This is a genomic window from Pseudomonas kielensis (assembly GCF_030505375.1).
Lineage (GTDB): Bacteria > Pseudomonadota > Gammaproteobacteria > Pseudomonadales > Pseudomonadaceae > Aquipseudomonas > Aquipseudomonas kielensis.
In genome coordinates this window covers 5511188-5536974 of record NZ_CP130043.1, presented here as the reverse complement: position 1 = coordinate 5536974, position 25787 = coordinate 5511188, and the positions used below count along the sequence as shown (strand labels likewise).

Genomic DNA, 25787 nt, shown 5'->3' with positions numbered 1-25787 from the left:
TGGCGGCGCAGGTTCAGTCGCTGTCCGGGTTGAGTTGTTGGGGGTGAGCGGTTGGCTTGGGGCGTGTTTTGCGCTGTTGGCGAACCTGAGCCGCCGCCCGGTACAGCTCCTGGACGTCGAAATAGCTGGCGTTAGCGGCATAACGCGCCCGCAGCAGGGCCTGGATCGCCTCGTGCAGGTTCGTGTCTCTGACCCGGCGCAAAGGTTCTGGCGCCGGGTTCAATTGCAGCCAGTGTTCCAGGGACGTTTCCACCGCATCGAGGTGGCCTGAGGCGCAGGCCTGACGGAAGGCGCGCCAGTGTTTGCGCTCTTCCTGCCAGGCGGCGCAACGCTGCCGCCACCCTTGCCAGCGATAGAGTGTTCCGCCCAGTAATGCGATGAGCAGACCAAACAGGCTCAGGTGTACGGCATAGCGCTGGACCGGCGCGGCCAGCGGCTCGTCGTGTTCAGCAATGCTCAGGTGACGGGCGGGCAGCTCCGCCATTTCCAACTGCCCTGTCAGGGTATTGCGCCAGTGCAGCTGAATGGCGGGGAGCACGATTGGGCCGGCGCGCTCAAAGAGGTAGTGAACCTCGTCGATGCGGCGAATCGTTTGTCCGCTGCGTCCATCGGTCTTTTCCAGTTGCGTGGCCCGGCGATACACCCGTACCCCTGTGGGGGTATTGAGTGTCGGCGTCGGCGGCAGCAGGTGACCGGGCTCGCGCAATTCGATCTGCAGTCGGCGGGTCAGTAGGTCGCCGCTCTGCAATGGGGTCGTGTCCGGCTGGTAGGTTTCGCTCACGCTCAGTTGTGCGCGTGTGTGGGATTGGGCGCTGTACTCGGGGGCCATGGAATTGACTTGAATACGCATGTTGGGTAGCGACAAGCGGGCGTCGAGCGCGCGGTGATGCTCGTCGGCATAGCGCAGCCGGACCTCGGCGGGAGCAAGCGAGTGCTCGCCCGCCGCAAGGGGGGGAAATCGATAGGTGCGTTCGATGCCGGCATAGTCTTGCTCATCGATGCGCTGGAACACGTTGCCGCCACTGCCCTGCAGCTCGCCAGCCGGCCCTCCGACCCATTCGATTCGCGGAAAATCGGGGGCGCCCAGGAAGTAATTGGGCACCAGGACCTGCACTCTGAGGACGATGCTTTGGCCGGAGTGCACCGCACCTTCCGGTTCCTGGATCACCCGTATCAGCGGCTCCTGTGCCCAGCAGGGTGAGCTGAGTAGAAGCAGCACAAACAGCTTGCTCATGGTTCGTGGCTCTCGCGCTGTTGCAGTTGCAGGGCCATCTTGTTTCTGAGATAGCCGCTAAGGTTTGCGTCCAGAGAGTCGAGCCAGATTTGCGCCTGTTCCTCTGGCGTGACGTGCTGGGAGGCTTCGGTCTCAGCGCGGCGAAGTTGTGGGTCTGATTGCAATCCGTCCGGTGGAAGGTTGGGTTCGCCCGGATTGTCGGGAGCGCGTGGCTGCTCAAGCAGGTTCAGCAGCAAGCCGAGATTGTCCTGGGCCTGTTGCCAGCTCGGCCTCACAGTGAGCGCCTGCCGATACTGCGCGATCGCGTCCGGGTAGCGGCCGAGCATGGCCAGGGCGTTGCCCTGGTTGTAATGGGCGTGGGGCGTGTTTTCGACACTGAAGGCTTGCGCTGCGGATGCGTAGTCGCCCGCCCGATAGTACGCAATGCCTTGCCACTGAGGGTCCTGGTAGAGGGCCGCGGCTGCAGCGAAGTCACCGCGGTCAAACAGGCGCTGGGCCTGTTGGTCAGGTGTGCGCCAGAGCTGCCAGAACCGCCACTCGCCAGCTTCCGCTTCAGGGGCTGGCCCGAATACGAGGAGCAGAAGAAGCACGGGCGCCATACGACGAAAGCGCAGGAGCAGGAGCACGGCGACAGGCCAGAGGAGCCACCAGCCCTGATCCTGCCAATGGCTGCCGGCGCTGGATTGAAGTTGTGCGCGGTAGTGATCGTTGAGTCGCGCCTCCAGTCTGTCGAGGTCGCTGGAGTCCAGGCGCATGGGAACCACGGGCACCTCAACGGTGTAGGCCAGTGCCTCGGCATCCGCCGTGGCGGCCCAGATGACCACGGGGCGTTCGTTCAGCGTGTGCCTGGCGGCGGGTTCCACGGAGTCAGTAATCAGCAGCAGGCTGACGGGGGACGGCTCCTGTCTCTGCATTTGATCCAGGGCTGCGAGCGCCGCAGTGGTGTCCTTGCCGGGACGGGGCATCAGTTCGGGAGAGAGTCCGTCGAGGTAATAGCCGAGCAGGCTTGGGTCATCACTGAGCGGCAGCAGCATGTGGGCCGTTCCCGCATAGGCCAGCAGGGCGGTGCGTGCACCCTGACGCCGGTCGAGCAGGTCATGCAGCTTGCTCCTGGCCCGTTCAAATCGGCTGGGGCGAAGGTCGGAACTTGCCATTGAACTCGACAGGTCCAGTGCGATGATCAGGGGGGCGCGTTGTTCGGCAAATGGCGGTGGCTGGTAGGTCCAGCTGGGCCCTGCGGCGGCGAGCACAGCCAGCGTGGGCAGCAACAGCGGCCAGAGGCGCTGGCTCCGGGCCTGTCCGGGCACGTGAAGGTGCGCCAGCAAGTGGGGCGCGATCAGTTTGCGCCATGGCGCCAGGCTGTCCAGCCGTGGTCGGGCGAGGGCGTGGCCGAGTAGTAATAGCGGCAGCAGGGAGAGCCACAGGGGGCGCAGAAAGTGGATGGGGTAGAGACTGTCCATCAGGCACCTGCTCGCGTGCGGACGCCATGCCAGTTGGCCAGCCAACCCAGCAGTAGCAAGCCGAGGGCGGTGCCGAGTGGGTACACGTACAACGGGCTGGCTGGCTGGTGCTGGAGGTGGCGTTGCATGACCGGGAGCAAGCGGTCCAGCTCATCGATCGCGAGTGCCAGCTCCTGTTGGTCGCTTGCGTGCAGATAGCGGCCGCCACTGTCGTGGGCAATGCGTTGCAGGAGGGCTTCGTCCAAACGGTTTTCCCCTTCGCCCTCGGTCGATCCGAAACCAATGCAATACAGGCGAATGCCATGCTGGCGTGCAATGAGCGCCGCCTGTTCCGGGGGCATGCGGCTGGCCGTGTCGCGGCCATCGCTGAGAAGTATCAGGACCTTGTCCTGGGCGGCGCTGGAGGCAAACTGTTTCACGCCCAGACCGATGGCATCCCCTAGGGCGGTCCTGGGGCCGGCGATGCCAGGTTGCAGTTCGCCAAGGAGCGTACGCAAGGTGCTCTGGTCCTGGGTGAAACCGGCCTGGGTATAGGGGCGGTCACCGAAGATCACCAGGCCCAGGCGGTCATTGCGGCGACGTTCGATGAAGGTGTCCATAACCTGTTGCACGGCTTGCATGCGGCTGAGCCCGGCACCCGTGTCGGTGGTTTCCATGGACTGTGAGGTGTCTATCGCCAGCAGCAGGTCGCGCTGGGGTTGTAGTTTCTCGATGGGCGGTTCAAGTCGAGTCGGTGCCGCCAGTGCCAGCACCAGTAGACACCAGGCCAGCCCGTTGAGCAGGTGAGCGAGAAACCCGAGCGGGCGCTGGGTTGCTGTGCGGCCAGGGCGTTGGCCGGTGGCTTCGGCCATCTGCTGGAAGAAGGGTGTACGTACGGCGTCCTGGCGGCAATGACGGGCGGGCAGCACGAAGCGCAGCAGCCAGGGCAGTGGCAGCAGCAGGAGTAGCCAAGGCAGTTCAAGGACGTACATGGTGTTTTAACCAGACACGTGCTGATTGGAGCAGGGCTGAACGCTCGCCTTGTCCGAGGGCGAGGATACGCTCGGGTGGCCAGTAGGCCAGTTCGCCAAGCACCTCGGGAAAGTGGTAACCGGGGCACTGTTGCTGGATGAAGGCCAGCCAGTCCGGGCCGGACAGTGCCGCCACGCTTTCGCGGGGCCAGGCCTGCAGTGCGGCAAGTTTGAGGAGCGTCGGCAGCTCGGTGAGACGCGCCGGGTCGGCGGTGCAATGGCGTTGCAGCGCATCCAGTGTCGCCAGGGTGCAACGCCGATAGCGATTGGATCGCCAGCGACGCAGTTGCAGGCAGACTAGCCCGAGCAGAGTGAGTACGAGCAAGAGGGATAAGCTCAGGGCCAAGGGCGTTTGTGGCCAGGGGCTGATCGCGGCGGGCAGGGCAAGATCCTGCAGCTGTGCCAGGTTGGGTCGTTCAGTCATGGACGGGTCTGACGGGCTGTCAGTTGACCGAGCAGGCGGTGCAATTGCTCGGCACAGGGCGCTGCGCTGGAGATCGGCAGCAGTGGGATACCCAGCTGCCGTGTCGAACGGTGCAACGCCTCCAGTCGAGTCGCCTGCAACTGTTCGAGTCCTCGGCGTTGGGTCCCATGCCCAAGGTCGACAGTCATTTGTCGCTCCCCCTGACTGACCACCAGTCGACTCGATGGCAGTGGCCCGGCGAGTAGCGGATCGTGGCTCCAGCAGGCGATTACATCGTTGTGCCGGTCCAGCTCGGCGAGCAGTCGATGCGTCTGTTCGTCCAGGCCGTGGAAATCGCTGATCAAGAGAATCAAATGACCGTGGCGGGCGAGGCGGATGGCACGGCGTAGTACTTGGTTGAGCTGCTCCGGGGCGTCGTGCTGCAAGTCCGCCGACAGGGCGCGATTGTGCCGCACCAGCACCTTCAGGGTCTGCAGCAGGTAAGCGCTGCCCCGGTTCGGGCGCAGTTCATCGATCAAGGTATCGCCGAAGATGAGCGCGCCCACGCGGTCCTGCTGGGCCAGGCCAATCCAGCCGGCGAGGGCGGCCAGTTCAGCGGCGAGCACTGATTTCATTGCACGCTGGCTGCCGAAAAACTGGTTCATGCGCTGATCCACCAGTAGCAACAACGGCCGATCGCGCTCTTCGGCGAATTGACGGATGAAGGGTTTGCGCAGGCGGGCCGTGACTTGCCAGTCGATCAGTCGGGCATCGTCGCCGGGCCAATAGGCTCGCAGTTCCTCGAAGTTCAGGCCGCGGCCCCGTAAGCGCGAGTCGTGCGCTCCGGCGAGCAGGCTTCCGGGCAATGGCTGCGGTAGCAGGGACAAACCGCGGCTGGCAGTTCGCAGGGCGACCAGGTGCGCCAGGTCGACATAGATACCTTCCTCGTTCACCGCCGTGGGCGCTGTCCGTTGCCATGGCAGCGTCGACATGAGTTTCAAGCGACGGCGACCCATTGCAGCAGTTGCTTGAGCACATCGTCAGCCGCGATACCCTCGGCCTGTGCCTGATAGCTCAGGCCAATGCGATGGCGCAGAACGCGCAAAGTGACTGCGCGCACGTCGTCCGGGGTGACGAAGTCCGCCCCACGCATCCAGGCTTTGGCTCGCGCCACCTGCTCCAGGCCGAGGGTGCCGCGGGGGCTGACCCCGCGAGCGATCTGCAGGCCCAGGCGGGCGTCATAGCGATGTGCGTGGCGAGTGGCGCGGACAAGGTCGAGGATGTAGCGTTCGATACTGGCGCTGACATGCACCTGGCCGACTTCTGCACGAGCCGCCAGCAACGTCGCCTGGGGTAATTTCTTTACGGTCTGGGCCGCAGGCTTCAAGCCATAGCGTTCTTCGCGCACCACACGCAGCATTTCTTGTTCGGAGGCTGCATCGGGGTAGTCGACTTTCAGGTGTAGCAGGAAGCGATCCAACTGCGCCTCAGGAAGGCAATAAGTACCTTCCTGTTCAATGGGGTTTTGGGTCGCCATCACCAGAAACAACTCGGGCAGGGCATGGTGCATGCCTGCGGTGGTGACTTGTCGCTCCTCCATGGCTTCGAGCAGGGCCGCCTGGACCTTGGCCGGGGCACGGTTGATCTCGTCGGCCAGCACCAGGTTGGCGAATATCGGTCCCTGACGAAAGCGCAGCTCGCCGTGGCCGAACTCACCGTAGTATTGCTCCGCACCGGTGATGTCGGAGGGCAGCAGGTCCGGGGTGAACTGGATGCGCGAGAAACTAGCGTCGAGGAAGCTGCCGAGGCTTTTGATTGCCCGGGTTTTCGCCAGCCCCGGCACCCCTTCGACGAGCAGGTGCCCGTCGGCGAGCAAGCCCAGGAGAATGCCCTCGATCAGCTCTTCCTGGCCCAGTACGGTGCTAGCCAACTGGTTGCCGAGGTACTGCAGGTCATGCCAGTTGCTCATAGGAATCCATGGCGATGAACGCCCACGCGAGGTGTGGCTCGCGTGGGGACGTGTGGGTCAGAGAGAGAGTTCGCCAGCTTTGATCTGCTCGATCAGCTTGCCGATGTCGGCGGACAGCGGTTTCTGTCGAGGCGGGAAATCCTTGAAGCTTTGCAGATGCTGGATCATCTGGCCGAGCGCCGGCAGCAGCAGCCAGGTCTTGCGTTCGGCCAGTTGGCGGTTGAGGTCACCATCCTGGCGCTCGAACGGGTCCATACGCAGGTTGGTGACCAGCGGACGGCCCAGCGAGACCAGCGGGTTGTCCCACTTGCCGTCGAGCTTGGCGCGGAAGGTGATTTTCCAGGGGCCTGTACGCAGGGCGGTGAATTCCGACTCATCGTAATAGAACAGCAGGTTACGGTTGGAGTTGGGCTGCTGGCCCGTGAGGAAACTGCGCTGGTCGAAACCGTCCAGGTGCACCTTGTAGGCGTTGCCATTGTATTGGGTACCGGCCTTCAGTTTTTGCACCGTGTCCGGCTCGCCAGCAAAGGCTGCGAGAGTCGGGAACCAGTCTTCCATGGAGAAAATTTCCGCGCTGACTTTGCCCGCTGGAATATGTCCAGGCCAGCGCACCACTGCCGGCACCCGCACGCCACCTTCCCAGGTGGTGCCCTTGTCGCCACGGAACGGCGAGGTACCGCCCTCTGGCCACATGTATTGATAGGCACCGTTGTCGGTGGTGTAGAGGACGATGGTGTTGTCGGCGATGCCCAGGTCATCGAGTGACTTGAGTAGCTCCCCCACGTGACCGTCGTGCTCGGCTAGTGCATCGCCGTAGATGTCGGCGGTCTTCGAGGCGCGGGATTTGCCCTGTGACTCTTTTTTCAGGTGCAGGAACACGTGCAGGCGGCTGGCGTTGTGCCAGACAAAAAACGGTTTATCCGCCTTGACCTGGCGCTGCATGAAATCGATCGATTTGGCGGTGATTTCGTCGTCGAAGGTTTCCATCCGCTTGACCGTCAATGGCCCTTCGTCCTTGGTCGCGCCATCGGCGGTGCCGGATATGATGCCGCGTGGGTTGAAGAGCTTCTGGTAGGCCGGCGCTTGTGGACGGTCCATGTCTTCGAGGTCTTCGTTGGCATTGAGGTGGTAGAGGTTGCCCCAGAATTCGTCGAAACCGTGGCGGTGCGGCAGATGCTCCTCGCGGTCGCCGAGGTGGTTCTTGCCGAACATGCCGGTGGCGTAGCCTTTGCTCTTGAGCACTTCGGCCAGGGTCGGGTCTTCCTTTTGCAAGCCCGTGGCCGAGCCAGGCATACCGACGGTGGTCAGGCCGGTGCGCACCGGCAACTGCCCGGTGATGAACGCGGAGCGGCCAGCGGTGCAACTGGCCTGGCCGTAGAAGGAGGTCAGGCGCATGCCTTCCTGGCCTATACGGTCGATGTTCGGCGTGCTGACGCCGAGAATATCGCCGCCGTACGAACTGATATTCATCCAGCCGACGTCATCGCCGAAAATCACCAGAATATTGGGCTGTTTGTCTGCGGCTTGTGCAGTACCCAGGCTGGTAGCCAGTGCTATTACACTCAAGATGCCACCGATGCGTTGCATCGATGAGCGCAGGCTAAGACGCATATGACCTCCTAATGTGCGCGAGTGCCGGAGGAGAAAGCATTTGTTCTCTGCGCCGCTTCATCAGACGGTTTGTTAAGGCAAAGAAACTTCACTCGGGCAGCGGCAAGGTTTGTTGTTATTGGGTGCGAGTGTCGCGGTACATCTGGTCAATATTAAGGGATGTGGGTTACCTAAAATCCTACATTTGGTGTCATAAACGTGGCAGATAACGCCTTGGTCAGCGGATTTCAGGAGTCACTGAGCCGACCTGCAAGCGAGGCAGGGAAGGGGGCCTGTTGTCGGCCATGTTCTGCAAGCTGGGGTCAGCACCGTCATGGCAGTGCAGGATCAGATCAATGGCGCAGGGGGGCGGACCTGCTCTGCCGGCGTGCCGAGTCATCACTGAATGTGAATGAGGCGGGACACGCTGTGAGTTCTAGCTGCGCCGATAAGTCCCCGGGGCGCTTCCCGTCCAGTTCTTGAACGCGCGCTGGAACGCGGCGCTGTCAGCAAATCCCAGCTCGCAGGCGAGCCTTGCCAGCGGCACCTGGCTGGTGGTCAAACGGACGATTGCACAATCACGGCGCAGTTCATCTTTCAACGCCTGGAATGACGATCCGTCGCTGGCCAGCTGCCTTTGCAGGGTGGACTTCGCCATGTGCAGGGCGTCGGCCGTGGCTGCGAGGTCAGACCAGGCAGGCTGTGTTTTCTGCAAATGGCAGCGTACGCGCGCACTGATGGAGTCATTGCTGCGTCTGGGAGCAATGACATGCGCTTGCGCGTTGGCCAGGAACGCCTGCAGAGCACCTTCGTCACGACGTACGATGGCTTGCAGGTGCGTTGAGTCAAACCAGAGTGTCGACTGATCCGTGTCGAATTGTCGGGGACTGGGAAATACCTTGGCATAGCTGTCCGCGTAAGGCGGGCATCGGAACGCGAAGTCAAAGCGTATGGCAGGAAGTCGTCCGCCCACCAGCCATGCCAATAGTCGCCAACTGACACGCAGTAGTAATTCATGCAAAAAATGCGGCCGTTCAAGCCGCGGATTGGTAAAGCGCAGGGTCAGCCCGGTCAATTCGCCATCGTGCACCGTCTCCAGCACCACGTCGTCTTGCAGCAATCCGAATGTACGGGCGATACGACCGATTGCCACCTCCAACGTGGTGGCGCTGACGCCAGAACGGGCGATCAGGGCAAAGCTGCCGCGCCTGAGGGGGCGAGAAAAAAAACCGAGGAAGTCGTCGTCCAGGCGCTGGATCAGCAGCCGATACAGCCCTACGTACTGGTCTACGCTCACCCGTGCATTGACCTGCTGGAGCAGTTCCGAGGCGATACCTGCATCAGCCAGAAAAGCATCGCATGGCTGACCGCGAGCCCGCACGCCAGACAATATGCCATGCACGAAGGCGATAGGAATGGTGACTGGAGACTGGAGCATCAAGAGGCGAGGCGTCGTGAGTTGAGGTCTTTTGTCATCTGATCGACGCAATCGGCAATATTGGATTCGGTCAGTTGCTTCTAACATAGCCGGCGCAAACAAAACAATTGACCCACCAAGCCCGCCACACCGCATGAGACATTGAACGGCATGATTCGACCCTAACACGGTGCGGTTCAGCGGTGCCCATGCGCTGCGCCGGATGAGGCTGCGGGTGCGGTGTAGTTGCAGTGTGTTCCCGAATCCGGCTATGTGAGTGGCCAGACGCTGATGTGCAGTGGCGCCTTGACGGGGAGCCAGGCGATGACAGTTCCAGTTCAAATCGAGAAGAGCATTTAACGATGATCGTCCTATACCATTGCATGAGTGCACGTTCTTTTCGGCCATTGTGGATGCTTGAAGAGTTGCAGGCACCCTATGAGCTGAGAATGCTGCCCTTTCCTCCGCGAGCACACGCTCGGGAGTACCTGGAGGTCAATCCACTGGGAACAGTCCCTGCGATGATTGACGGTCAACTCCTGATGACAGAGTCGTCCGCCATTTGTGAATACCTTGCTGTCCGTTACAGCACCCATGGTCTTCACCTGTGTGCTGACGAAACTGACTTCGGGCTTTATCTGAACTGGCTACACTTTGGCGAAGCAACGCTGACCTTTCCGCAAACCCTTATCCTGCGCTATAGACGCTTTGAAACGGTGTCGCGCCGAAGCCCCCAAGTGGTAGAAGATTACACGCGCTGGTTTCTTGGCAGGCTGAGGGCCATAGATGCAGCCCTGGCGGGGCGTACCTACCTCTGTCAGGAGCGATTTACTGGCGCAGACATCTCGGTGGGTTATGCGCTGATGCTGGCAGAGTTCATTGATCTAGGTGGGCATTTTCCAGAACGCGTCCAACAGTACTGGACGAGATTGCAACAACGAGCCGGTTTTCAAAGGGCCCTGGCTGCACAGCAACAAGCAGCTGAACAGCAAGGCGTGAGTCTTATCCACTCGCCGCTTACCGGCTCTGACTAAACACCCTTTCTACTCACGCCGAACTCAGCTGAAAAAGGTTCTTCACGCGATACTGGGAAACACAGAAACAAGAACGCCGATTTAATTGATACAGAGGCCTTTAGGTTGTTTGTTCGATCTCGGGCTGCGCACCCTATACGATTGTCAGGCCTTACCAATGCGCCACTAAAATGCCTCGCGGGATCTGGCCAGCGGGGCTTTTTCGTTTTTGGCTCCACCGGAAGGCAAGCAAAATCCAAAGAAAAGCAGTGCGGCCATGCGCGCACTGGTGTTTGATTTGAAATCGGCCCGCCCCTCAAAAATGCAGGGCCGTCGACCCTTGGCATCATTCACGCTTTCAGCCTTCGATGGGCTGACCCCGCTGCGCTTATGGTCCCCAAGTGGCGAGGTGCAGATCGGCTTTGTGTCGAATCCGTGGGTCCTGGCCTCCTTGGGTTTTCTGTCATTGGCGATCATCGCCGCACTGTCCCGGATCGCCCCGGGGCTAGGGAAACTCGTGGTCTGGCGCAAGGGCAACCTGGCCGTCGGACTTGCTCCGCGCATCGCGCTGGAAGAGGTGCTGTTTCGCGGGTTCCTGCAAGGACACCTCGAACACCTCACGTCTGCACTACGAGCCGCCCTGATCAGTGCCATCGCCTTCGCCGCCTGCCATTCCTTCCTGGCGCTGAGTGTGACCGAGGTTGGCTGGCCGATTTTGCTGTTCACGCTGGTTGAGGGGCTGGTCTGTGCTTTCGTCCGTATGCGCTATGGCGTAAGCGCCGCGATCAACCCTTCGCGGCAGGGACATGCCGGCCAAGAACGGCCCCAGGGACTTCAGCTAGATCGGATATGATTACCCGAACGTTGAGGGATGAGTCAGGCTTAGGTCGGTGCTTGGCAACTGCTTAAATCAAAAGGGAGCACGCATGAGCAAATATCTGGTTTTGTTGTTGGTTGGCGCCACAGGCGTTGCTCAGGCTCAATCGTTATGCACTTACCCATGGTATCAATCGATCGATAAGATACTGCATACAACTGACGGGCAAGGGCATGGGCCGGATATAGGCTCCGATGAATGGAAGTCGGTTATCGAATTCAAATTAGGGGTTCGCGATGGGGCAAATGTCCCTGAACGAAGCTCTGATCAGTGGTGCCAATACATTGATCGGCATATCAATGGGATGCAGGCGACCGGGGGCAGTACGGGGAAGTCGTCGATAGCCAATGTGACACTGGGCCCTTCTTACGATTGCACCAAGGTGAAGCCTGGCGCTATCGAAGCGATGATATGTGAAGACAAGGTGTTATCCGCGCTCGATCGCAATCTGTCGCAAGTGTATGCCAGCGCGAGTATCAAGGCCGGCAACGAGCATCCCCCCCGGCTTAAAGCAGAACAACGTGGATGGATAAAGGGTCGCGATGACTGCTGGAAAAGTGATGACGTCGGTGCATGCGTGCGCATGGAGTACCAGCGCCGCATCGCCGAGTTGCAAGCACGGTACCGATTGGTACCGGAAACCGGGCCTGTCTATTACGAATGCGAAGGCAACCCTGCCAGCGAAGTTGCTGTCATGTTCTTTAAAACCGATCCGCCGACATTAATCGCCGAGCGTGGCGACAGCGTATCGCTCATGTACCAGCAGCCAAGTGGCAGTGGCGTAAAGTACCTTGGACGCAATGAAACGCTTTGGGAACATCAGGCCGAAACCATAATCACTTGGGGATACGGGGCGCCCGAATCACATTGCAAAAGAAAGCCTTGAGCAACGATCCAGTCAGCTGGGGAATTGCATTGTGGCGAAAGCTAGCAAGTGGCCGGATGCAGCTTTCGTGAACAGATGCAAACGGCCAATTGCTGCTGTTCACTACAGGCAGCTTTTGGCCCAGAGTGTGTAAAAACGCTCTGACCTCATCGTCTTGGAACATCGATCTTTGTTGGCTGAGCGATCGCATGGTCAATGCGGCGGCGTCGCATCGGTCGCGACCTGGAACACGTTAACGCTGTTTTTACAGCCTCTGGGATGGGCCAAAATCAGCCTTTTTTATGCCGACAGCGCCTTCATCAAACCGTTAGCACCCATGATTTTCATCACCCGTTTCATGTTGTAGGCGAGCACGTTCAAACTCATCTCCGCACTTACCCCGGCCAGCTTTCGCGTCAGGAAGTGAGTTGCACCCATCCATTGTTTGAGCGTCCCGAAGGAATGCTCAACAGTCCGTTTTCGGACTCGCATCATCTCTGGTGCTTTGCTCAGCCGAAGCTGCATCTCCTCCAATACGTCTTCATACTCCCAGCGTCGAACTCGTCGTTCCGTGCTCGGTGTGCACTGCGATTTCAACGCACAGCCCCGGCATTTCGAACTCCAGTAACGATGCATCTTCAGGCCTTTTTCAACGTAGGAATAGTGCCAGATCAGTGCCTCTCCAGCCGGGCAAATGTATTCGTTTTTCGTCGCGTCATAAACGAACGCATCTTTGTTGAATCGACCATCCGCCTTGGCGCTTGAAGTCATCGGCTTTGGCACGTAGGCAGTGATGTCCGCGTCGTGACAGGCAAGGATTTCTTCACTCTTGAAGTAACCTCGGTCAGCTACCACCGCCAGCGTTTCGGACGCCATGGCATCGCGAGCCTGCTTCGCCATCGAGCTGAGTTGATCTCGGTCGGAACCGAAGTTGGTGACCTCATGAGCAACGATCAAATGGTTCTGGGTGTCGACCGCTGTTTGCACGTTGTAGCCGACAATTCCCGTGCCGCGCGTCATCATGGAGCGGGCGTCTGGATCGGTCAGTGAGACCTGTTTATCCGGCGATTCGTTGAGCTGGATTTCGATCGCTTTAAGCTCTTTCATTTGCGTCTTCAGCTTGGCAATTTTCTCCTCCAGCCGCACGGCGCTGGGCTCGGAGGCTGTTGGCTCTTGCCGATCGGCAGCATCGAGTGCTGTCAGGTAACGGTTGATGCTCGATTCAGTTTCTTCCATTCGCCGCTTCAGTTTGGCGCTGGTGAAATTGCGGTCGCGGTTGTTGACTGCTTTGAATTTACTGCCATCGATGGCGACCAGATTTTCTCCGAACAGTCCCAACTGCTGACAGAGCACAACGAACTGGCGACAGACGCCTCGAATGGCCTTGCTGTTGTCTTTTCGGAAGTTGGCGATGGTCTTGAAATCCGGCATCAAACGCCCGGTCAACCACATCAGCTCGACGTTGCGTTGAGCTTCTCGCTCCAGGCGTCGGCTCGACTGGATGCGGTTGAGATAGCCGTAGATGTATATCTTCAACAGAATCGCGGGGTGGTAAGCGGGACGGCCGGTGTCAGCCGGAATAGCACCGTCAAAACCCAAGGAAACCAGGTTGAGTTCGTCGACAAAAACGTCGACTACGCGCACCGGATTGGTATCGCTGACGTAGTCGTCGAGGCTCTCGGGAAGTAAGGTGCCTTGGCCTCGATGTTCACCTTGGATAAAGCGCTTCATGGGCGATCCTTGCGATGAAATCTTCAGAAATCATAGCAAGTGTTCGCGAAGGCGTTTTTACACACTCTGGGCCGGAAGCAGCCCTTCGTGACAGCCTGCAACCGCCCCAAAACAGACGCTAAGGATTACAGGAATCGATAGTTTCCTGGTGCCTTCGTGCGCCGTATAGTGGGAGTTTTTTCGGTCAAAGGAATGGCTATGAAGCCCTCAAGCTGCCTACTCATCGGTGTGATTGGCGATTGTGATATCGCCAATGTCTCTTCGCATTGCGCTAAAGGGGGAACGTCATGCGTGTGGGAATGATCCTTGCTGGGATCGGCACAACGTTGGCGCTGGTGTCGGCATCACCAGCCCAGCCCGCGTCCCTGTCGCCAGCAGCGATCGACCAGGGTGTGATTTCGGTGCGGGTCCAAGGCTCGGGGCCAGACGTTATTTTGATTCCGGGATTGGCGTCGTCTTACGAAGTCTGGGCTGATTTGGTCTCCAGATTACGGCAGAGTCACCGTCTCCATCTCGTACAGGTGGCTGGCTTTGCCGGCTCGCCTGCCGTATCCGATCCAGGCGCGAAAGTGGCAGCGCCGACGGCCGAGGCGATCGCTGAATATATTCGCAGCCAGCGCATCGAGGCACCGGCCATCATCGGTCATTCGTTGGGTGGTGAGGTGGCACTGATGCTAGGTGCTCGTCATCCGGAGCAAGTGGGACGCCTGATGATTGTCGATGCGTTGCCCTTTTATACGTTGCTGTTTGACCTCTCTGCGACCAGCGAAACGGCGATCCCGCAGGCTGCTGCGGTGCGCGATGCAATGTTAGCGGCAACGGCTGAGCAGGCGGAAGTCATGCAGCATGCGTCCATCGCCCGTCTCGTCAAAACTGAAGCAGTCCGGCCAGGCTTGGCCGCTGCGGGAATAAGCTCGAACCGAAAGACCATGGCCGATGCCATGTATGAGCTGATGGTCACCGACCTGCGGCCTGAGCTTGGACGCATCAGGGTGCCGGTCGAGGTTGTCTATGCCTATGACCTGCTTTACGGCATACCTGCGACCCACGTTGATGCAATGTTCCGTAACGCCTATGTCTCGACACCAAACATCAGTTTCAGACGCATTGACGGCAGTTTTCACTTCGTCATGCTTGATCAGCCAGAACTGTTCGCCAATGCGGTCATCAAGTTCCTGGACCAGTGAGTAGCGGCTGCGAGGGGGGCTAGGGATAAAAAATCCGTCCCCTTTTCAGGCGTCGTCTGCCTCGGGCGCACGGAAGGCCTTGCTGTAATAGCCGGACTGGTCGAAACAGCAAACGTGCTTCTTGCCGGACGCGAGCATGTCGCAGGCATCACCTATTCGCTTTGCGCGCGTCTTGAGTTGCTTGGCTGAAGAAATCCAGTGTATCCAGTCGACTCGTGCGATGGTCGTGGTGCTCTTCCAGACTTTATGGGCCTCTGGAGTGGCCGCCAGTGCCTCCCGAAAATCCGGCGGGACTTCAGGCTCGGGTTCCTTTTTCACAGGGGTTAGCTCGAGTGTCACGACATCCCCAACGGCCGCGCCTGCGGCTTCGAGTAACGCTCTGTCTACTTGCAGCCAATGACTCAGTTGACCATCCGGCTCAAGGGTTGCCTGGAAAGGGTGCCCATTGATTGTGCCTTCAACTGTCGTCCTTCCGCGCCTGGGAAGCTGTTCACTCGCGTCTCTTGGCAGTACCAGGAACGCCCACGACGTATCGTTGCCAGGCTTTGCCGGACGAAGGAGCTTTGCGTCGAATCGGGATTTCACATCGACTGTTGTCATTGCAACGCCTCCAACTGATACGTCTGGAAGGTCGACGCTACCGACTAGCCATTAGCCTGTCCAGCGGCTGCTGATGGCCGCTGGTTGCCCTTCGCATCGCGCAGCTAACGCTCCATAAGACCCCGGCCCGAACGTGGATTCGACATTCTTCCCGGGAATGCATCTTATAAAATTAATGAATTTTTCTTATTGGTTTGGCTGGCGTAGTTTGATTCAAGGACACGGAGAACCGCCTTGAAATCATCCCCTCTGAACTCAGCTGAAAAATTTTATACGTCACGGGCCAATGAGTACGCACGCCAGAGCCGTATTGCATTGGCCGGGTATGACGCCTGCCAGGATCTTGCTGCGTGCATGCTGGCGGCAAGCCTGGGCGGTGCAGGTTCGGCGAAAATACTGGTGGTTGGCGCGGGGGGTACCGCTCAAGAAATAATTGCGATGGCAGCGCTGGAACCGACCTGGCGCTTCACGGCGGTTGATCCCTGCGCGCCGATGCTGGAAGCCGCGACGCAGCAGTTGCAGGCCAACGATGTGCTCGACAGAACACACCTGCATCTTGGCTATGTTGAAGACCTGGCAGCGGATGCGTCATACGACGCCGCCACCTTGATCGGGGTGCTCCATCATCTCGATGGGGATGCTGCGAAGCGCCAAACGCTACGATCCATTCGGGCTCATCTAAAGCCCGGTGCGCCGCTGATTGTCGCGGGCAATCACTATGCGTATGCCAGCCAACCGCTATTGCTTGCCGCCTGGGGGCAACGGTGGCGGCAGCATGGCGCCAGCCCGGATGAAGTGAAGGCCAAGTTGGGGAAGATTCTTCAGGGCGCTGACCCGCCCCATTCCGAGGCGGCGGTTCAACAATTGCTGTTTGACTCGGGATTCGCAGACGCTACGCGTTTCTTCAGTAGTCTGTTCTGTGGGGCCTGGCTGACGCGTAAAACCAGTTGAGCGACGCGCTCAACGTCGGTGCCCCCATGCCCTAGATGATTTGCGCCAAGCGCAGCGCCACCGCGGTTGCCTGTTCGGCACTGCTGATGTTGGTGAAGCCAAGGACCAGGCCATGCCTGGGCTCGGCTTCCAGGTACCACTGGGACAGCGGCTCGACGGCGATACCCACGGTCCGGGCACGCTGGGCCAGTTGGACATCATCACCTTCGCGAAGGCCCACCACCAGGTGCATCCCGCCGGCCTGGGGGTTGATCAGCAGGCGTTCACCCAATTGTTGTTGCAGTGCCTCCACCAGCCATTGGCGGCGGCGGGCGTAGAGACTGCGCATTTTTTTCAGGTGGCGGGCGAAGTGACCCTCGTTGAGGAACGCCGTGACGGTTGCCTGCAGGAGGTGGGGGCAGTGGTTATGCAGACGGTCCGCCTGGCGGGCGAACGCTTCGCTCTGTTCGACCGGCACCACCAGGTAGGCCAGGCGCAGGCCTGGGAACAGCACCTTGCTGAAGGTGCCGGTGTAGAGCACGCGACCCTGTTGGTCGAGGCTCTTGAGGGCGGGCAGGGGTTTGCCCTGGTAGCGGTATTCGCTGTCGTAATCGTCCTCGATGATCCAGCTGCCACGGCGGTTGGCCCAATCCAGCAGGGCCAACCGCCGTGGCAGTGACAGCGACACACCCAGTGGGCTCTGGTGGGTGGGCGTGACCACGGCAAAGCGGGCATCCGGGGCGCGGCGGATGCCTTGCGCGACGTCCAGTCCCTGGTCATCCACGGGCACCGGTACCCACTGTGCGCCGGCTTCCTGCAGGGCGTTGCGGGCCATGAAATAGCCGGGCTCTTCCAGCCAGCAGCTATCACCAGGCTGCATCAGGGTGTGGCTGATCAGGTCCAGGCACGCGCGATAGCCAGCGCAGACAAATATCTGCTGCGGGTGACAGGTGATGCCGCGGGAGATGCCCAGGTAGGTGGCGATGGCCGCACGCAACGGGGCGTGGCCGCGAGGGTCCGGGTAGACCAGGCCCTCGACGCCGGACTGGCGTAACTGGCGGCCCGCCAGTCGGGTCCAGAGCTTGCGCGGAAAGGCATCCAGGGCGGGCAGGCCCATCTGCAGGGCGAGCGGCTGAGCTCCGCTGTGGGTGGTCTGGTACGCGGTCGAGGCCAGCGGGGGGTGAAGGATGGGCGAGGAAACGGTTGCCAGGTGTGGTGTCACCACCGTTCCGGCGGCCCCGCGAGCCGTCAGGTAACCCTCGCCAATCAGTAGCTGGTAGGCCGCGTCCACGGTGCCGCGCGCTAGGTTCAGTTCCGCCGCCAGTGCACGGACAGCAGGCACCCGGTCTCCCGGACGCAGGCGGCCGTCGGCGATGGATTCACGAAATCGCTGATAGAGCTGGCGATAGATCGGCGCTGACTGGCAGCGGTCCAGTTGGAAGGGCGCAATCATGGCCTAGTCGTTTATGCATTTTTCGGCCCTGTAGCTTAAGCCATTGCCGCCCTAAAGTGTGCCATCTCTTCACGGCGGACCACGGACATGCCTTACACCTTTGAACATCTTGACGACGAGCAGGCCTTGGCGGCCAGCTTTGAGCTAATGAGGGTCTTGCGCCCGCACGTTGTCGACCCGGATCGCTATGTCGCGCAACTGGTTCGGCAGACGGCGCAGGGCTACCGCGTGCTGGCAGCGAAGGAGGGTGGGCGCCTGCTTGGCCTGGCCGGTTACCGCGAGCTGGAGAACCTGCTCTACGGGCGTTTCATCTACGTCGATGACCTGGTGGTCAGCCCCGAACTGCAGCGTAGCGGCGTCGGCGCGCAACTGTTGAGCGCGGTTCGCGAGCAGGCCCAGCAGCGCGGTTGTGATCACCTGGTGCTGGATACCGGCCTGCACATGCCGCTGGCTCAACGCTTCTATTTCCGCCAGGGGCTATTGGCCCGTGGCATGCATTTCACCCAGAGCCTGCGGGCAGGAAGTGCGGCATGAACACTGTTTTGTTGATCAATGCCAGCCCGCAGGGGCAGGTGTCCCATGCCAACCAGTTGGCACTGGAGTTAGTGGCCTCCCTGCGTAACCGTCATCCGCAGCTCGAACTGGTCGAGCGTGACCTGGGCGCCCAGCCGTTGCCCCCGCTGGGCATGGACTATGCCCGCGCGCTGACCACGGCCACGCCGTTCGACTCGCCAACGTTCGAGGTATCCGAGGCGTTGATCGGCGAGTTGGAACGCTGCGACATGCTGCTGATCGCCACGCCGATGCACAACTTCACCCTCCCGGCCGCGCTCAAGCTGTGGGTCGACTATGTCCTGCGCATCCACCGCACATTCAGCTCAGGCCCCGAGGGCAAGACCGGTCTGCTGCGCGATCGCCCGGTGTACGTGTTGGTCGGCTCCGGTGGGTTCCACCAGGGCGAGCGGGCCCGGCAAGCGGATTTCCTGACCTCGTACCTGCGCCACGTGCTGAACACCCTCGGGCTGTTCGACCTGCACTTTTCTTATCTCCAGGGTTTGGTGCTGGGTGAGGAAGCTGTCCGCGCAACGCTCGACAACAGCCGCGCCCGCCTGGCATTGGAGCCGCTGTTCAACCACCTCGTTTGTGCCTGATCCGTTTTACTACCCAGGAGTTTTACCATGAGCCAACTCAGACTGCCGTTTCCTTCCCTGTCACCTGCCGCTTACCAGGGCCTGCTCGCCACCAACACGGCGCTGGCCGCCAGCCCCCTGGGCCTACAACTGCTGGAGCTGGTGTATTTGCGCATCTCGCAGATCAACGGCTGCGCGTTCTGCCTGGGCAAACATGCGCAGACACTGCGTGAAAGTGAGGTGGCGCAAGAGAAGCTGGATTGCCTGGCGGGCTGGCGCATCAGCGAGCTGTTCAACGACCGCGAACGCGCCGCCCTGGCCTGGGCCGAGACGCTCACCTACGTCAGCGAGAAGGGGGCGCCAGACGAATTGTACGCGCCGTTGAAAGCACACTTCAGTGATGTCGAGATCAGCGACCTGACGTTGGCCGCAGCCTTGATGAATGCTTTCAACCGGCTGGCGGTGGGGATGAAGCTCTAAGGGCAAGAAGCCTATTCTCAAACCCCTGGGTGAGGCCGATAATCCGAGCGAGTGTGAATTTTTCGAACAGCTGGATGAGCTGTTCCAGCACTCCTCATGGCGGATCAATCCGCAGTCTTCACCCAGGTTGAGGGATTATCCTTGGTTGGCACATCAGTTGTTCACACCCTGCGTCCACTGTCCGAACTGGATTACTACGACTGCCGCTCGGCCGCGCTGGCGGCGGACATCAGCGTGCTTGAGGCATGGAACATCATCACGGCGCAAACGGGGTGGTTCATGCGTCTGGCGTTCCGGGTCAGGGACCGGATTTCCTCGTTGTTCGGCGTCAAGCGCATCGGCGGTTTTTCCGGGAGCCGGCGCCAGACAGTGAGTGTGGGGGACTACCTGGATTTTTTCCTGGTGGAGCATTGTGCCCCCGACGTGCTGGTGCTGACCGAGCGTGACCGGCACCTGGATGTGATGATTTGCCTGTCGATAACCGCACGGGTGGTGACGATCACCTCATCGGTGGTCACCCACAACGCCTTCGGCCGCGCCTACATGGTGCCGGTGGGGCCAGCGCACAAGGTCATCATCCAGCGCAACCTGCGGCAACTGCAGCGCGCGCTGGCGCAAGGCGCATCAGCGCTATCGGATTAGGCGCCGATCACTGGCGATCAATGTCGCGCCGCAGGACCACGGCGGTGGTGATGTCTTCAACGGATTCGTGAATGGCGACGGCGTCCCGGACGCGGTTGAGGTCATCGATGGTGCGCGATTCAACCTCGATCACCAGGTCGAGCTGGCCACTGACCGAGGACACGCGGCGTACCTGGGAGTTCTGGGCCAGCAGGTCCAGCAGGCCGATGGCGGGGGTGCGTTTGAGGCTGACCAGCAGGATGGCGCGAATCACGTGGGCGTCGATTTCGCCGATGTCGGCACGGTAGCCGCGGATCACGCCATTGCGTTCCAGGTTGATCACGCGCTCGCTGGTGGCACTGCGTGACAGTCCGATTCTCGCGGCCAGGGCCTTCAGGGCGATGCGCGCTTCTTTCGACAGGATCTCCAGGATTTCGCGGTCTTTGGTGTCCAGGTCGCGCATATCAACTCCCCTATTTTGCTGCCGATTTTGTGCCGGTCGATTCCGACAATATGCAGGCCAAAGCCGACCGTATACTTACTGCCTTCCCTGGTTTCGCGTGCCAAGCTATCTGAAAAAAATGGCTTGGAAAACAATTACTATGACTAATCTTTCCCATCCTGCCCCGCAGTTCTCGACAGGCGATGCCGAAAAGCTGGGCGTGCAGCTTTTCAACGTAATCGGTACGGCCACGCCTCTGGACGGTGAGCGAGATCGCAACTACCGGTTGCAGACCCAAGGCGATGCGGGGTGGATCCTGAAAGTCGTCAACTCCACCGAGCCACGGGTCGAAAGCGAGTTCCAGGCGGCCATTCTCAGCCACCTCGCCAGTCACAATCCCGAGCTGACCGTGCCGTTTCTGAAGAAGAGCCTGGCCGGTGATTTCCTCGCCACGGCAGTGGCGGCCTCTGGCGAGACCCATGCGGTGCGCCTGGTCAGTTGGCTGCACGGCACACCGCTGGCCGAGGTCGAGCGCACCTTCGAATTGATGCGCAGCCTGGGCCAATCCTTTGGTGATATCGATCGAGCGCTGCAGGGCTTCATGCACCCCGGCGCGGTGCGCGACCTGGACTGGGATCTGCGCCACGCCGCCCGTTCGCGCGAACGCCTGCACTTCGTCAAGGACCCGGGCAAACGGGCGATTCTGCAACGCTTCATCGAGGCGTTCGAACAACACGTCCAGCCCCGGCTGGCGCGCCTGCGCGCCCAGGTCATTCACAATGACGGCAACGACTGGAACATCCTCGTCGATTCCGGCAATCACCAGAAAGTCTCGGGCATCATCGATTTTGGCGATGCGGTCCACACGATTCTGATCGCCGAAGTGGCCATCACTTGTGCCTATTCGATTCTCGACATGGAAGACCCCATCGGCGCGGCGGCCGCCCTGGCTGCCGGGTTCCATGACAAGTACCCGCTGCAGCCGGAAGAGTTGGACGTCCTGTTCAACCTCATCGCCATGCGCCTGGTGACCAGCGTGACCTTGTCGGCCTCGCGGCACGACCAAACGCAAGACAACCCTTACCTGGCCATCAGCGAAGCCCCGGCCTGGCGCCTGCTGGAGCGCATGGACGCGATGAACCCGCGCCTGGCGACGGCGATCCTGCGCAAGGCCTGTGGGTTTGATGCGGTCGAAGGCGCCGGTGCGATTCGCCGCTGGGTGGCCGAGAACAGCCAGTCATTCGCGGATATCGTGCGGCCGTCGGCGGCGAGCATGAACAAGGCGATTGCGCCGTTCGGCGATGCCTCCCATGTGATGACGGTTGCTTCAGCCGAGCAGCGTCCGGCAGAGGCCACCCAGTGGTGGGAAGACTTTGCGGCCGAGCACAAGGTGCCGCTGGGTATCGGGCCATGGGGCGAGGAAAGAACCATCTACACCGACGCCGCGTTCGAGTCGCGCTTCATCCAAGGGCAGCGGCGCATCGTGCACGTCGGTGTCGACCTGATCATGCCGGCAGGAACGCCGCTCTATACGCCGGTCGCCGGGGTGGTGCAGAGCGTCGAGGTCGAGTTGGAGCCGCTGGGCTACGGCGGCCTGATCATGCTCAAGCACACCCCTGAAGGGTGCCCGCCATTCCTGACCCTGTGGGGCCACATGGCCCATGAAGCGCTGACTCGCCTCAAGCCCGGTGACCGGCTTGAAGCGGGTGCGCTGGTCGGGTACATGGGGGCGGATCAGGAAAATGGCGGGTGGATTCCCCACGTGCATTTCCAGATGTCCACGGACACCGGCCTGCAAGCGAGCGAGTTCATCGGTGTCGGTGAACGGGCTTATCTTGAGGTCTGGGCCGATGTGTTCCCCGACACCTCGACGCTGGCCGGGATCCCGCCGGAAACCTACAGCCAGGATGGACGCAGCAAGGCTGAGATTGTCGCCAAGCGCAAGGAGCTGTTGCTGCCCAACCTGTCGATTTCCTATTCGGACCCGATCAAGTTCGTGCGCGGCGATGGGGTCTGGTTGATCGATAACTTCGGTCGGGCCTATCTGGACTGCTTCAACAACGTGTGCCACCTCGGCCACTCCCACCCGGATGTGGTGCAAGCACTGTCGCGCCAGGCGGGACGCCTGAACACCAACACCCGCTACCTGCACGACAATATCGTGGAGTATGCCGAGCGACTCACCGCGACCTTGCCGGAAGGCTTGGCGGTGGCGTCCTTTGGTTGTTCAGGCAGTGAAGCCAACAGCCTCATGCTGCGCATGGCGCGCAACCACACCGGGCGCAACGACGCCATCGTGCTGGATTGGGCGTACCACGGCACCACTCAGGAACTGATTGACCTGAGCCCCTACAAGTACAAGCGCAAGGCCGGTAAAGGCCGGGCCGAGCATGTGTTTGAAGCGACCGTGCCGGATGCCTACCGAGCACCACAGGATTGGCCGTTCGAGGAGCTGGGCAAGCGTTTTGCGCAAAGTGTGGCGGAGCAGATTGACTGCATGCGCAAGCAGGGCAGGGCCCCGGCGTTCTTCTTGGCGGAATCGATTCCCAGTGTCGCCGGGCAACTGTTCTTCCCGGAAAACTACCTCAAGGAAGTCTATGCCATGGTCCGCGCTGAGGGCGGCCTGTGCCTGGCGGACGAAGTCCAGGTCGGCTTTGGTCGTGTCGGTAGCCACTGGTGGGCGTTTGAAACCCAGGGCGTGGTGCCCGATGCGGTGACCATGGGCAAACCCATTGGCAACGGCCATCCGATGTCGGCCGTGGTGACCACTCGGGAGATCGCCGACAGCTTCAACAACGGTATGGAGTACTTCAATACCTTTGCCGGCAGTCCGGTGTCTTGTGCGGTAGGGCTCTCGGTGCTGGAGGTGATCGAGCGCGATAACCTCAAGCTCAATGCGCTGACCATGGGTAACTATCTGCTCGAGGGTTTCCGCAAGCTGCAGCAGCGCTATGACGTGATCGGCGACGTGCGCGGACAGGGCCTGTTCCTTGGGATAGAACTGGTCACTGACCGCAAGACCAAGGAGCCCGCCACGCACATGGCCAAACGGGTGGCCGATGGTGCCCGGGAGCGCGGCATCCTGATCGGTACCGAAGGTCCGTATGACAACGTCCTGAAAATGCGTCCCTCGATGATTTTCAGCCAGGCCAACGCGGACTTCCTGCTGGAAGTGCTGGACGACAGCTTCAGGGCTGCACTGCAGTAAATCCCCGGGGCAGGGCGTGCGACAACAAACGTGTCGCACGCCGTCCGCGGTCGCCGCAAGGCCTGAGGTGATCAAGCGGTTGGCGCTGACAGAGCGGTTGTGTACTATCGGCGCTGGCCGCTGCTGCCCGCCGCTCGCTCCCTTGGGGAAAGGTGAAAGCAGGTTTTCTTCAAACTCTCCTGTATCACTCTTGATAGTCGAGGTTTGGCAACGCGAGCACCAGAATGCTTCGACTCCGGGAGTCACAATGCTGTCTATTCTCAAAGCCAAGCAGATGGCCAAGCACCTGCGTGCTTCGCTCGAGCAGCACCATCAACCCGTGTCCCACTCCACCGCGCTAGAACTGGTCGCCCAGCAACTGGGCTACAAAGACTGGAACACCGCCTCGGCACTGCTGCCAGAAGAACATCCCCAACCCACTGTGACCTTCGACAAAGCCATTCCGATCTTGCGAATGTTCGACGAAGCCAAGGCGCGGGAGTTTTATCTGGATTTTCTGGGTTTCAGCGTCGAATTCGAGCACCGCTTCGAAGCGGATCTGCCGCTGTACCTGGGCATCAGCCGTAACGGCCTGCAACTGCACCTGTCCGAACACCATGGCGATGCGAGCCCCGGGGCGACGATATTCGTGCCGATGCACAACATCGACCTGCTGCGCGATGAGTTGCAGGGCAAACGGTACGGTTACGGACGTCCCGATATCGTCGAGCAGGGCTGGGGCAAGGTTCTGGAAGTGTACGACCCGTTCGGCAACCGGATCCGCTTCTGTCAAAGCTGATGGGGGGCGGGCCCTGAGCCGTAGCCAGGGCCCGCCCGGTTTAGCGAATAGCTGCCAGGCAGCGCTCGAAAATATCCAGGCCTGCTTCCAGGACGTGCGGCTCGATCGTCAGGGGTGGCAGCAGACGGATGATGTGCCGGGATTTTCCGCTGGGCATCAGCAGCAGGCCCTGCTGTCTGGCGCTTTCGAGTAGCTGTGCCAACACCGCCGTGGCGGGCGCGCCTTCGGGCGTGAGCAGCTCAATACCGCGCATGGCCCCGACACCGGTCAATTTGCCGAGATAGGGCGACAGCTTGTTCTGCTGCCAGGCCTGATAGCGGTTGAGGATCGCCTGTTCCTGGGATTCACCCCAGGCCGCCAGGTTGGCATCGGTCATCTCGTCCAGGGTGGCCAGCGCCGCCGCGCATGCAATCGGGTTACCGGAGTAAGTGCCTCCCAGTCCGCCTTTGGGCAGGGTGTCGAGCAGTGCTTTTTTGCCGACCACCGCGCCCAGCGGCAGGCCGCCGGCAATGCTTTTGCCCAGCAGGATCAGATCCGGTTCTATGCCCAGGCGGGTGAAGGCAAACCGTTGCCCGGTACGCCCGAATCCCGACTGGATTTCATCGACGATGAGCAGAATGCCTTTTTCATCGCAGAACCTGCGCAGTGCTTGTGCGAACGACGGCTCGAGCGCCAGGAACCCGCCTTCGCCCTGCACCGGTTCGAGAATGAAACAGGCCACTTCATTGACGTCGATTTCGACGCTGAACAACCGATCCAGGGCCTTGAGCGCCTCCTCGGTCGTGACCCCGTTGTCTTGACTGGGGTAGGGCAGGTGGTAAACCGGGCCGGGCAGGGTCCCGACCCGCTGCTTATAGGGTGCGACTTTGCCGTTCAGGTTCAGGGTGGCCAGGGTCCGTCCATGGAAGCCGCCATCAAAGGCAATGACCGCCGTTCGGCCGGTCGCCGCACGGACGATTTTCAGCGCGTTTTCTGCCGCCTCCGCACCGCTGTTGGTCAACATGCCGCTGACCGCATACGACACCGGGATGAAGCTGGCCAGGCGCTCCATCAACTGCTTGTACGGTGCGTGTGGCGCGGCGTTGAAGGCGTAGTGGGTCAGTCGGCCGGCTTGCGTGCAGACCGCCTCGACAATCCGTGGGTTGCAATGGCCCAGGTTGAGCACGCCGATGCCACCGACGAAGTCGATGTAGCGCTTGCCGTCCGTGTCCCAGACATGGGCATTGAGACCGTGGCTCAAGGTGACGGGGTGGACAATGGCGATGGACTCGCTGATGGATGACGCGGTCATGGGGTGGTCCCTGGCTTCATGGATTTTTCCCTATGAAAGCGAGGATCGCCTGGCCACCACAAGCGAAAAGAAATGCCCCGGTCATTCCATAAACTCCT

Annotated in this window: 24 protein-coding genes; 11 read left to right on the top strand and 13 right to left on the bottom strand. The window is 60.7% G+C overall.

All coding sequences use genetic code 11. The annotated features are described in order from the left end of the window. Positions 1-13: 13 nt before the first annotated feature. The 8 genes from Q1W70_RS25615 to Q1W70_RS25580 all read right to left on the bottom strand — a co-directional run bounded on the left by Q1W70_RS25615 (position 14) and on the right by Q1W70_RS25580 (position 9104). The gene (locus tag Q1W70_RS25615; protein ID WP_166591218.1) at positions 14-1234 is read right to left on the bottom strand and encodes a BatD family protein; all 1221 of its coding nucleotides are present in this window, start codon (positions 1232-1234) and stop codon (positions 14-16) included. Further along, positions 1231-2694, bottom strand: coding sequence for a VWA domain-containing protein (locus Q1W70_RS25610; protein ID WP_166591217.1), 1464 nt, complete (start codon positions 2692-2694; stop codon positions 1231-1233). The genes Q1W70_RS25615 and Q1W70_RS25610 overlap by 4 nt, the downstream gene beginning before the upstream one ends. Beyond that, the gene (locus Q1W70_RS25605; RefSeq protein ID WP_166591216.1) at positions 2694-3665 is read right to left on the bottom strand and encodes a VWA domain-containing protein; all 972 of its coding nucleotides are present in this window, start codon (positions 3663-3665) and stop codon (positions 2694-2696) included. Before Q1W70_RS25605 ends, Q1W70_RS25610 begins: the two co-directional genes overlap by 1 nt. Then, positions 3652-4128 carry a DUF4381 domain-containing protein gene (locus tag Q1W70_RS25600; protein WP_166591215.1) on the bottom strand — a complete coding sequence of 159 codons (477 nt, stop codon included), beginning with the start codon at positions 4126-4128 and terminating at the stop codon, positions 3652-3654. Before Q1W70_RS25600 ends, Q1W70_RS25605 begins: the two co-directional genes overlap by 14 nt. Continuing rightward, the gene (locus tag Q1W70_RS25595; RefSeq protein ID WP_302098299.1) at positions 4125-5099 is read right to left on the bottom strand and encodes a DUF58 domain-containing protein; all 975 of its coding nucleotides are present in this window, start codon (positions 5097-5099) and stop codon (positions 4125-4127) included. The genes Q1W70_RS25600 and Q1W70_RS25595 overlap by 4 nt, the downstream gene beginning before the upstream one ends. A gap of 5 nt (positions 5100-5104) precedes the next feature. After that, positions 5105-6076, bottom strand: coding sequence for an AAA family ATPase (locus Q1W70_RS25590; RefSeq protein WP_166591213.1), 972 nt, complete (start codon positions 6074-6076; stop codon positions 5105-5107). A 57-nt stretch (positions 6077-6133) separates the two neighbouring features. Then, positions 6134-7687 (bottom strand): arylsulfatase, encoded by a 1554-nt coding sequence (locus tag Q1W70_RS25585; RefSeq protein ID WP_232534606.1) that lies wholly within the window; start codon positions 7685-7687, stop codon positions 6134-6136. Between the two features lie 415 nt (positions 7688-8102). After that, on the bottom strand, positions 8103-9104 hold the full coding sequence (locus Q1W70_RS25580) for an AraC family transcriptional regulator (RefSeq protein ID WP_166591212.1): 1002 nt from the start codon (positions 9102-9104) through the stop codon (positions 8103-8105). Positions 9105-9445: 341 nt separating this feature from the next. Here Q1W70_RS25580 and Q1W70_RS25575 point away from each other — a divergent pair, with 341 nt between their 5' ends. From Q1W70_RS25575 to Q1W70_RS25565, 3 genes are all read left to right on the top strand, one after another. Further along, positions 9446-10117 carry a glutathione S-transferase family protein gene (locus tag Q1W70_RS25575; RefSeq protein WP_166591211.1) on the top strand — a complete coding sequence of 224 codons (672 nt, stop codon included), beginning with the start codon at positions 9446-9448 and terminating at the stop codon, positions 10115-10117. A gap of 301 nt (positions 10118-10418) precedes the next feature. Further along, a complete protein-coding gene (locus Q1W70_RS25570; RefSeq protein WP_256669873.1) occupies positions 10419-10949 on the top strand; it encodes a CPBP family intramembrane glutamic endopeptidase in 531 nt (176 codons plus the stop codon). Between the two features lie 73 nt (positions 10950-11022). Further along, the gene (locus Q1W70_RS25565) at positions 11023-11859 is read left to right on the top strand and encodes an MliC family protein (RefSeq protein WP_166591209.1); all 837 of its coding nucleotides are present in this window, start codon (positions 11023-11025) and stop codon (positions 11857-11859) included. A 279-nt stretch (positions 11860-12138) separates the two neighbouring features. On the opposite strand, the gene Q1W70_RS25560 is transcribed toward Q1W70_RS25565, so the two are convergent. Next, positions 12139-13569: an IS1182 family transposase gene (locus Q1W70_RS25560; RefSeq protein WP_166591208.1), complete on the bottom strand. Its 1431-nt coding sequence runs from the start codon at positions 13567-13569 to the stop codon at positions 12139-12141. A gap of 287 nt (positions 13570-13856) precedes the next feature. Between Q1W70_RS25560 and Q1W70_RS25555 the strand changes: the two genes are divergently transcribed. Further along, positions 13857-14756, top strand: a complete 900-nt coding sequence (locus Q1W70_RS25555; protein WP_166591207.1) for an alpha/beta fold hydrolase — start codon at positions 13857-13859, stop codon at positions 14754-14756. 45 nt (positions 14757-14801) lie between these two features. Here the strand turns inward: Q1W70_RS25555 and Q1W70_RS25550 are convergent, their stop codons facing one another. Beyond that, positions 14802-15356: a YdeI/OmpD-associated family protein gene (locus Q1W70_RS25550; RefSeq protein ID WP_166591206.1), complete on the bottom strand. Its 555-nt coding sequence runs from the start codon at positions 15354-15356 to the stop codon at positions 14802-14804. Between the two features lie 234 nt (positions 15357-15590). Here Q1W70_RS25550 and Q1W70_RS25545 point away from each other — a divergent pair, with 234 nt between their 5' ends. Next, positions 15591-16307 (top strand): class I SAM-dependent methyltransferase, encoded by a 717-nt coding sequence (locus Q1W70_RS25545; protein ID WP_302098296.1) that lies wholly within the window; start codon positions 15591-15593, stop codon positions 16305-16307. Positions 16308-16338: 31 nt separating this feature from the next. Here the strand turns inward: Q1W70_RS25545 and pdxR are convergent, their stop codons facing one another. Further along, the gene (gene pdxR, locus Q1W70_RS25540) at positions 16339-17739 is read right to left on the bottom strand and encodes a MocR-like pyridoxine biosynthesis transcription factor PdxR (RefSeq protein ID WP_182344461.1); all 1401 of its coding nucleotides are present in this window, start codon (positions 17737-17739) and stop codon (positions 16339-16341) included. An 87-nt stretch (positions 17740-17826) separates the two neighbouring features. Here pdxR and Q1W70_RS25535 point away from each other — a divergent pair, with 87 nt between their 5' ends. The 4 genes from Q1W70_RS25535 to Q1W70_RS25520 all read left to right on the top strand — a co-directional run bounded on the left by Q1W70_RS25535 (position 17827) and on the right by Q1W70_RS25520 (position 19991). After that, a complete protein-coding gene (locus Q1W70_RS25535) occupies positions 17827-18273 on the top strand; it encodes a GNAT family N-acetyltransferase (protein WP_166591203.1) in 447 nt (148 codons plus the stop codon). Beyond that, on the top strand, positions 18270-18890 hold the full coding sequence (locus Q1W70_RS25530) for an FMN-dependent NADH-azoreductase (protein ID WP_166591202.1): 621 nt from the start codon (positions 18270-18272) through the stop codon (positions 18888-18890). The genes Q1W70_RS25535 and Q1W70_RS25530 overlap by 4 nt, the downstream gene beginning before the upstream one ends. Before the next feature lie 27 nt (positions 18891-18917). Next, entirely contained in the window at positions 18918-19349 is a 432-nt protein-coding gene (locus tag Q1W70_RS25525) for a carboxymuconolactone decarboxylase family protein (protein WP_185817998.1), read from the top strand. A 141-nt stretch (positions 19350-19490) separates the two neighbouring features. Continuing rightward, positions 19491-19991 carry a DUF2867 domain-containing protein gene (locus Q1W70_RS25520; RefSeq protein ID WP_371927868.1) on the top strand — a complete coding sequence of 167 codons (501 nt, stop codon included), beginning with the start codon at positions 19491-19493 and terminating at the stop codon, positions 19989-19991. 7 nt (positions 19992-19998) lie between these two features. On the opposite strand, the gene Q1W70_RS25515 is transcribed toward Q1W70_RS25520, so the two are convergent. Further along, positions 19999-20433 carry an Lrp/AsnC family transcriptional regulator gene (locus tag Q1W70_RS25515; RefSeq protein ID WP_095169736.1) on the bottom strand — a complete coding sequence of 145 codons (435 nt, stop codon included), beginning with the start codon at positions 20431-20433 and terminating at the stop codon, positions 19999-20001. A 139-nt stretch (positions 20434-20572) separates the two neighbouring features. Here Q1W70_RS25515 and Q1W70_RS25510 point away from each other — a divergent pair, with 139 nt between their 5' ends. Both Q1W70_RS25510 and Q1W70_RS25505 read left to right on the top strand, forming a co-directional pair. Then, positions 20573-23620: an aminotransferase class III-fold pyridoxal phosphate-dependent enzyme gene (locus Q1W70_RS25510; RefSeq protein WP_166591199.1), complete on the top strand. Its 3048-nt coding sequence runs from the start codon at positions 20573-20575 to the stop codon at positions 23618-23620. A 247-nt stretch (positions 23621-23867) separates the two neighbouring features. Beyond that, positions 23868-24398 carry a glyoxalase superfamily protein gene (locus Q1W70_RS25505; protein WP_166591198.1) on the top strand — a complete coding sequence of 177 codons (531 nt, stop codon included), beginning with the start codon at positions 23868-23870 and terminating at the stop codon, positions 24396-24398. Between the two features lie 40 nt (positions 24399-24438). Here the strand turns inward: Q1W70_RS25505 and Q1W70_RS25500 are convergent, their stop codons facing one another. Continuing rightward, positions 24439-25689, bottom strand: a complete 1251-nt coding sequence (locus Q1W70_RS25500; RefSeq protein WP_166591197.1) for a 2-aminoadipate transaminase — start codon at positions 25687-25689, stop codon at positions 24439-24441. Positions 25690-25787: the final 98 nt, after the last annotated feature.

Bases quoted from the DNA above. Each gene is read 5' to 3' on its own strand.
- Q1W70_RS25615 (WP_166591218.1), bottom strand. From the start codon at position 1,234: ATGAGCAAGCTGTTTGTGCTGCTTCTACTCAGCTCACCCTGCTGGGCA.
- Q1W70_RS25610 (WP_166591217.1), bottom strand. From the start codon at position 2,694: ATGGACAGTCTCTACCCCATCCACTTTCTGCGCCCCCTGTGGCTCTCC.
- pdxR (WP_182344461.1), bottom strand. From the start codon at position 17,739: ATGATTGCGCCCTTCCAACTGGACCGCTGCCAGTCAGCGCCGATCTAT.
- Q1W70_RS25560 (WP_166591208.1), bottom strand. From the start codon at position 13,569: ATGAAGCGCTTTATCCAAGGTGAACATCGAGGCCAAGGCACCTTACTT.
- Q1W70_RS25500 (WP_166591197.1), bottom strand. From the start codon at position 25,689: ATGACCGCGTCATCCATCAGCGAGTCCATCGCCATTGTCCACCCCGTC.
- Q1W70_RS25515 (WP_095169736.1), bottom strand. From the start codon at position 20,433: ATGCGCGACCTGGACACCAAAGACCGCGAAATCCTGGAGATCCTGTCG.
- Q1W70_RS25575 (WP_166591211.1), top strand. From the start codon at position 9,446: ATGATCGTCCTATACCATTGCATGAGTGCACGTTCTTTTCGGCCATTG.
- Q1W70_RS25600 (WP_166591215.1), bottom strand. From the start codon at position 4,128: ATGACTGAACGACCCAACCTGGCACAGCTGCAGGATCTTGCCCTGCCC.
- Q1W70_RS25565 (WP_166591209.1), top strand. From the start codon at position 11,023: ATGAGCAAATATCTGGTTTTGTTGTTGGTTGGCGCCACAGGCGTTGCT.
- Q1W70_RS25525 (WP_185817998.1), top strand. From the start codon at position 18,918: ATGAGCCAACTCAGACTGCCGTTTCCTTCCCTGTCACCTGCCGCTTAC.
- Q1W70_RS25550 (WP_166591206.1), bottom strand. From the start codon at position 15,356: ATGACAACAGTCGATGTGAAATCCCGATTCGACGCAAAGCTCCTTCGT.
- Q1W70_RS25510 (WP_166591199.1), top strand. From the start codon at position 20,573: ATGACTAATCTTTCCCATCCTGCCCCGCAGTTCTCGACAGGCGATGCC.
- Q1W70_RS25530 (WP_166591202.1), top strand. From the start codon at position 18,270: ATGAACACTGTTTTGTTGATCAATGCCAGCCCGCAGGGGCAGGTGTCC.
- Q1W70_RS25570 (WP_256669873.1), top strand. From the start codon at position 10,419: ATGCAGGGCCGTCGACCCTTGGCATCATTCACGCTTTCAGCCTTCGAT.
- Q1W70_RS25555 (WP_166591207.1), top strand. From the start codon at position 13,857: ATGCGTGTGGGAATGATCCTTGCTGGGATCGGCACAACGTTGGCGCTG.
- Q1W70_RS25605 (WP_166591216.1), bottom strand. From the start codon at position 3,665: ATGTACGTCCTTGAACTGCCTTGGCTACTCCTGCTGCTGCCACTGCCC.
- Q1W70_RS25590 (WP_166591213.1), bottom strand. From the start codon at position 6,076: ATGAGCAACTGGCATGACCTGCAGTACCTCGGCAACCAGTTGGCTAGC.
- Q1W70_RS25580 (WP_166591212.1), bottom strand. From the start codon at position 9,104: ATGCTCCAGTCTCCAGTCACCATTCCTATCGCCTTCGTGCATGGCATA.
- Q1W70_RS25585 (WP_232534606.1), bottom strand. From the start codon at position 7,687: ATGCGTCTTAGCCTGCGCTCATCGATGCAACGCATCGGTGGCATCTTG.
- Q1W70_RS25505 (WP_166591198.1), top strand. From the start codon at position 23,868: ATGCTGTCTATTCTCAAAGCCAAGCAGATGGCCAAGCACCTGCGTGCT.
- Q1W70_RS25595 (WP_302098299.1), bottom strand. From the start codon at position 5,099: ATGTCGACGCTGCCATGGCAACGGACAGCGCCCACGGCGGTGAACGAG.
- Q1W70_RS25535 (WP_166591203.1), top strand. From the start codon at position 17,827: ATGCCTTACACCTTTGAACATCTTGACGACGAGCAGGCCTTGGCGGCC.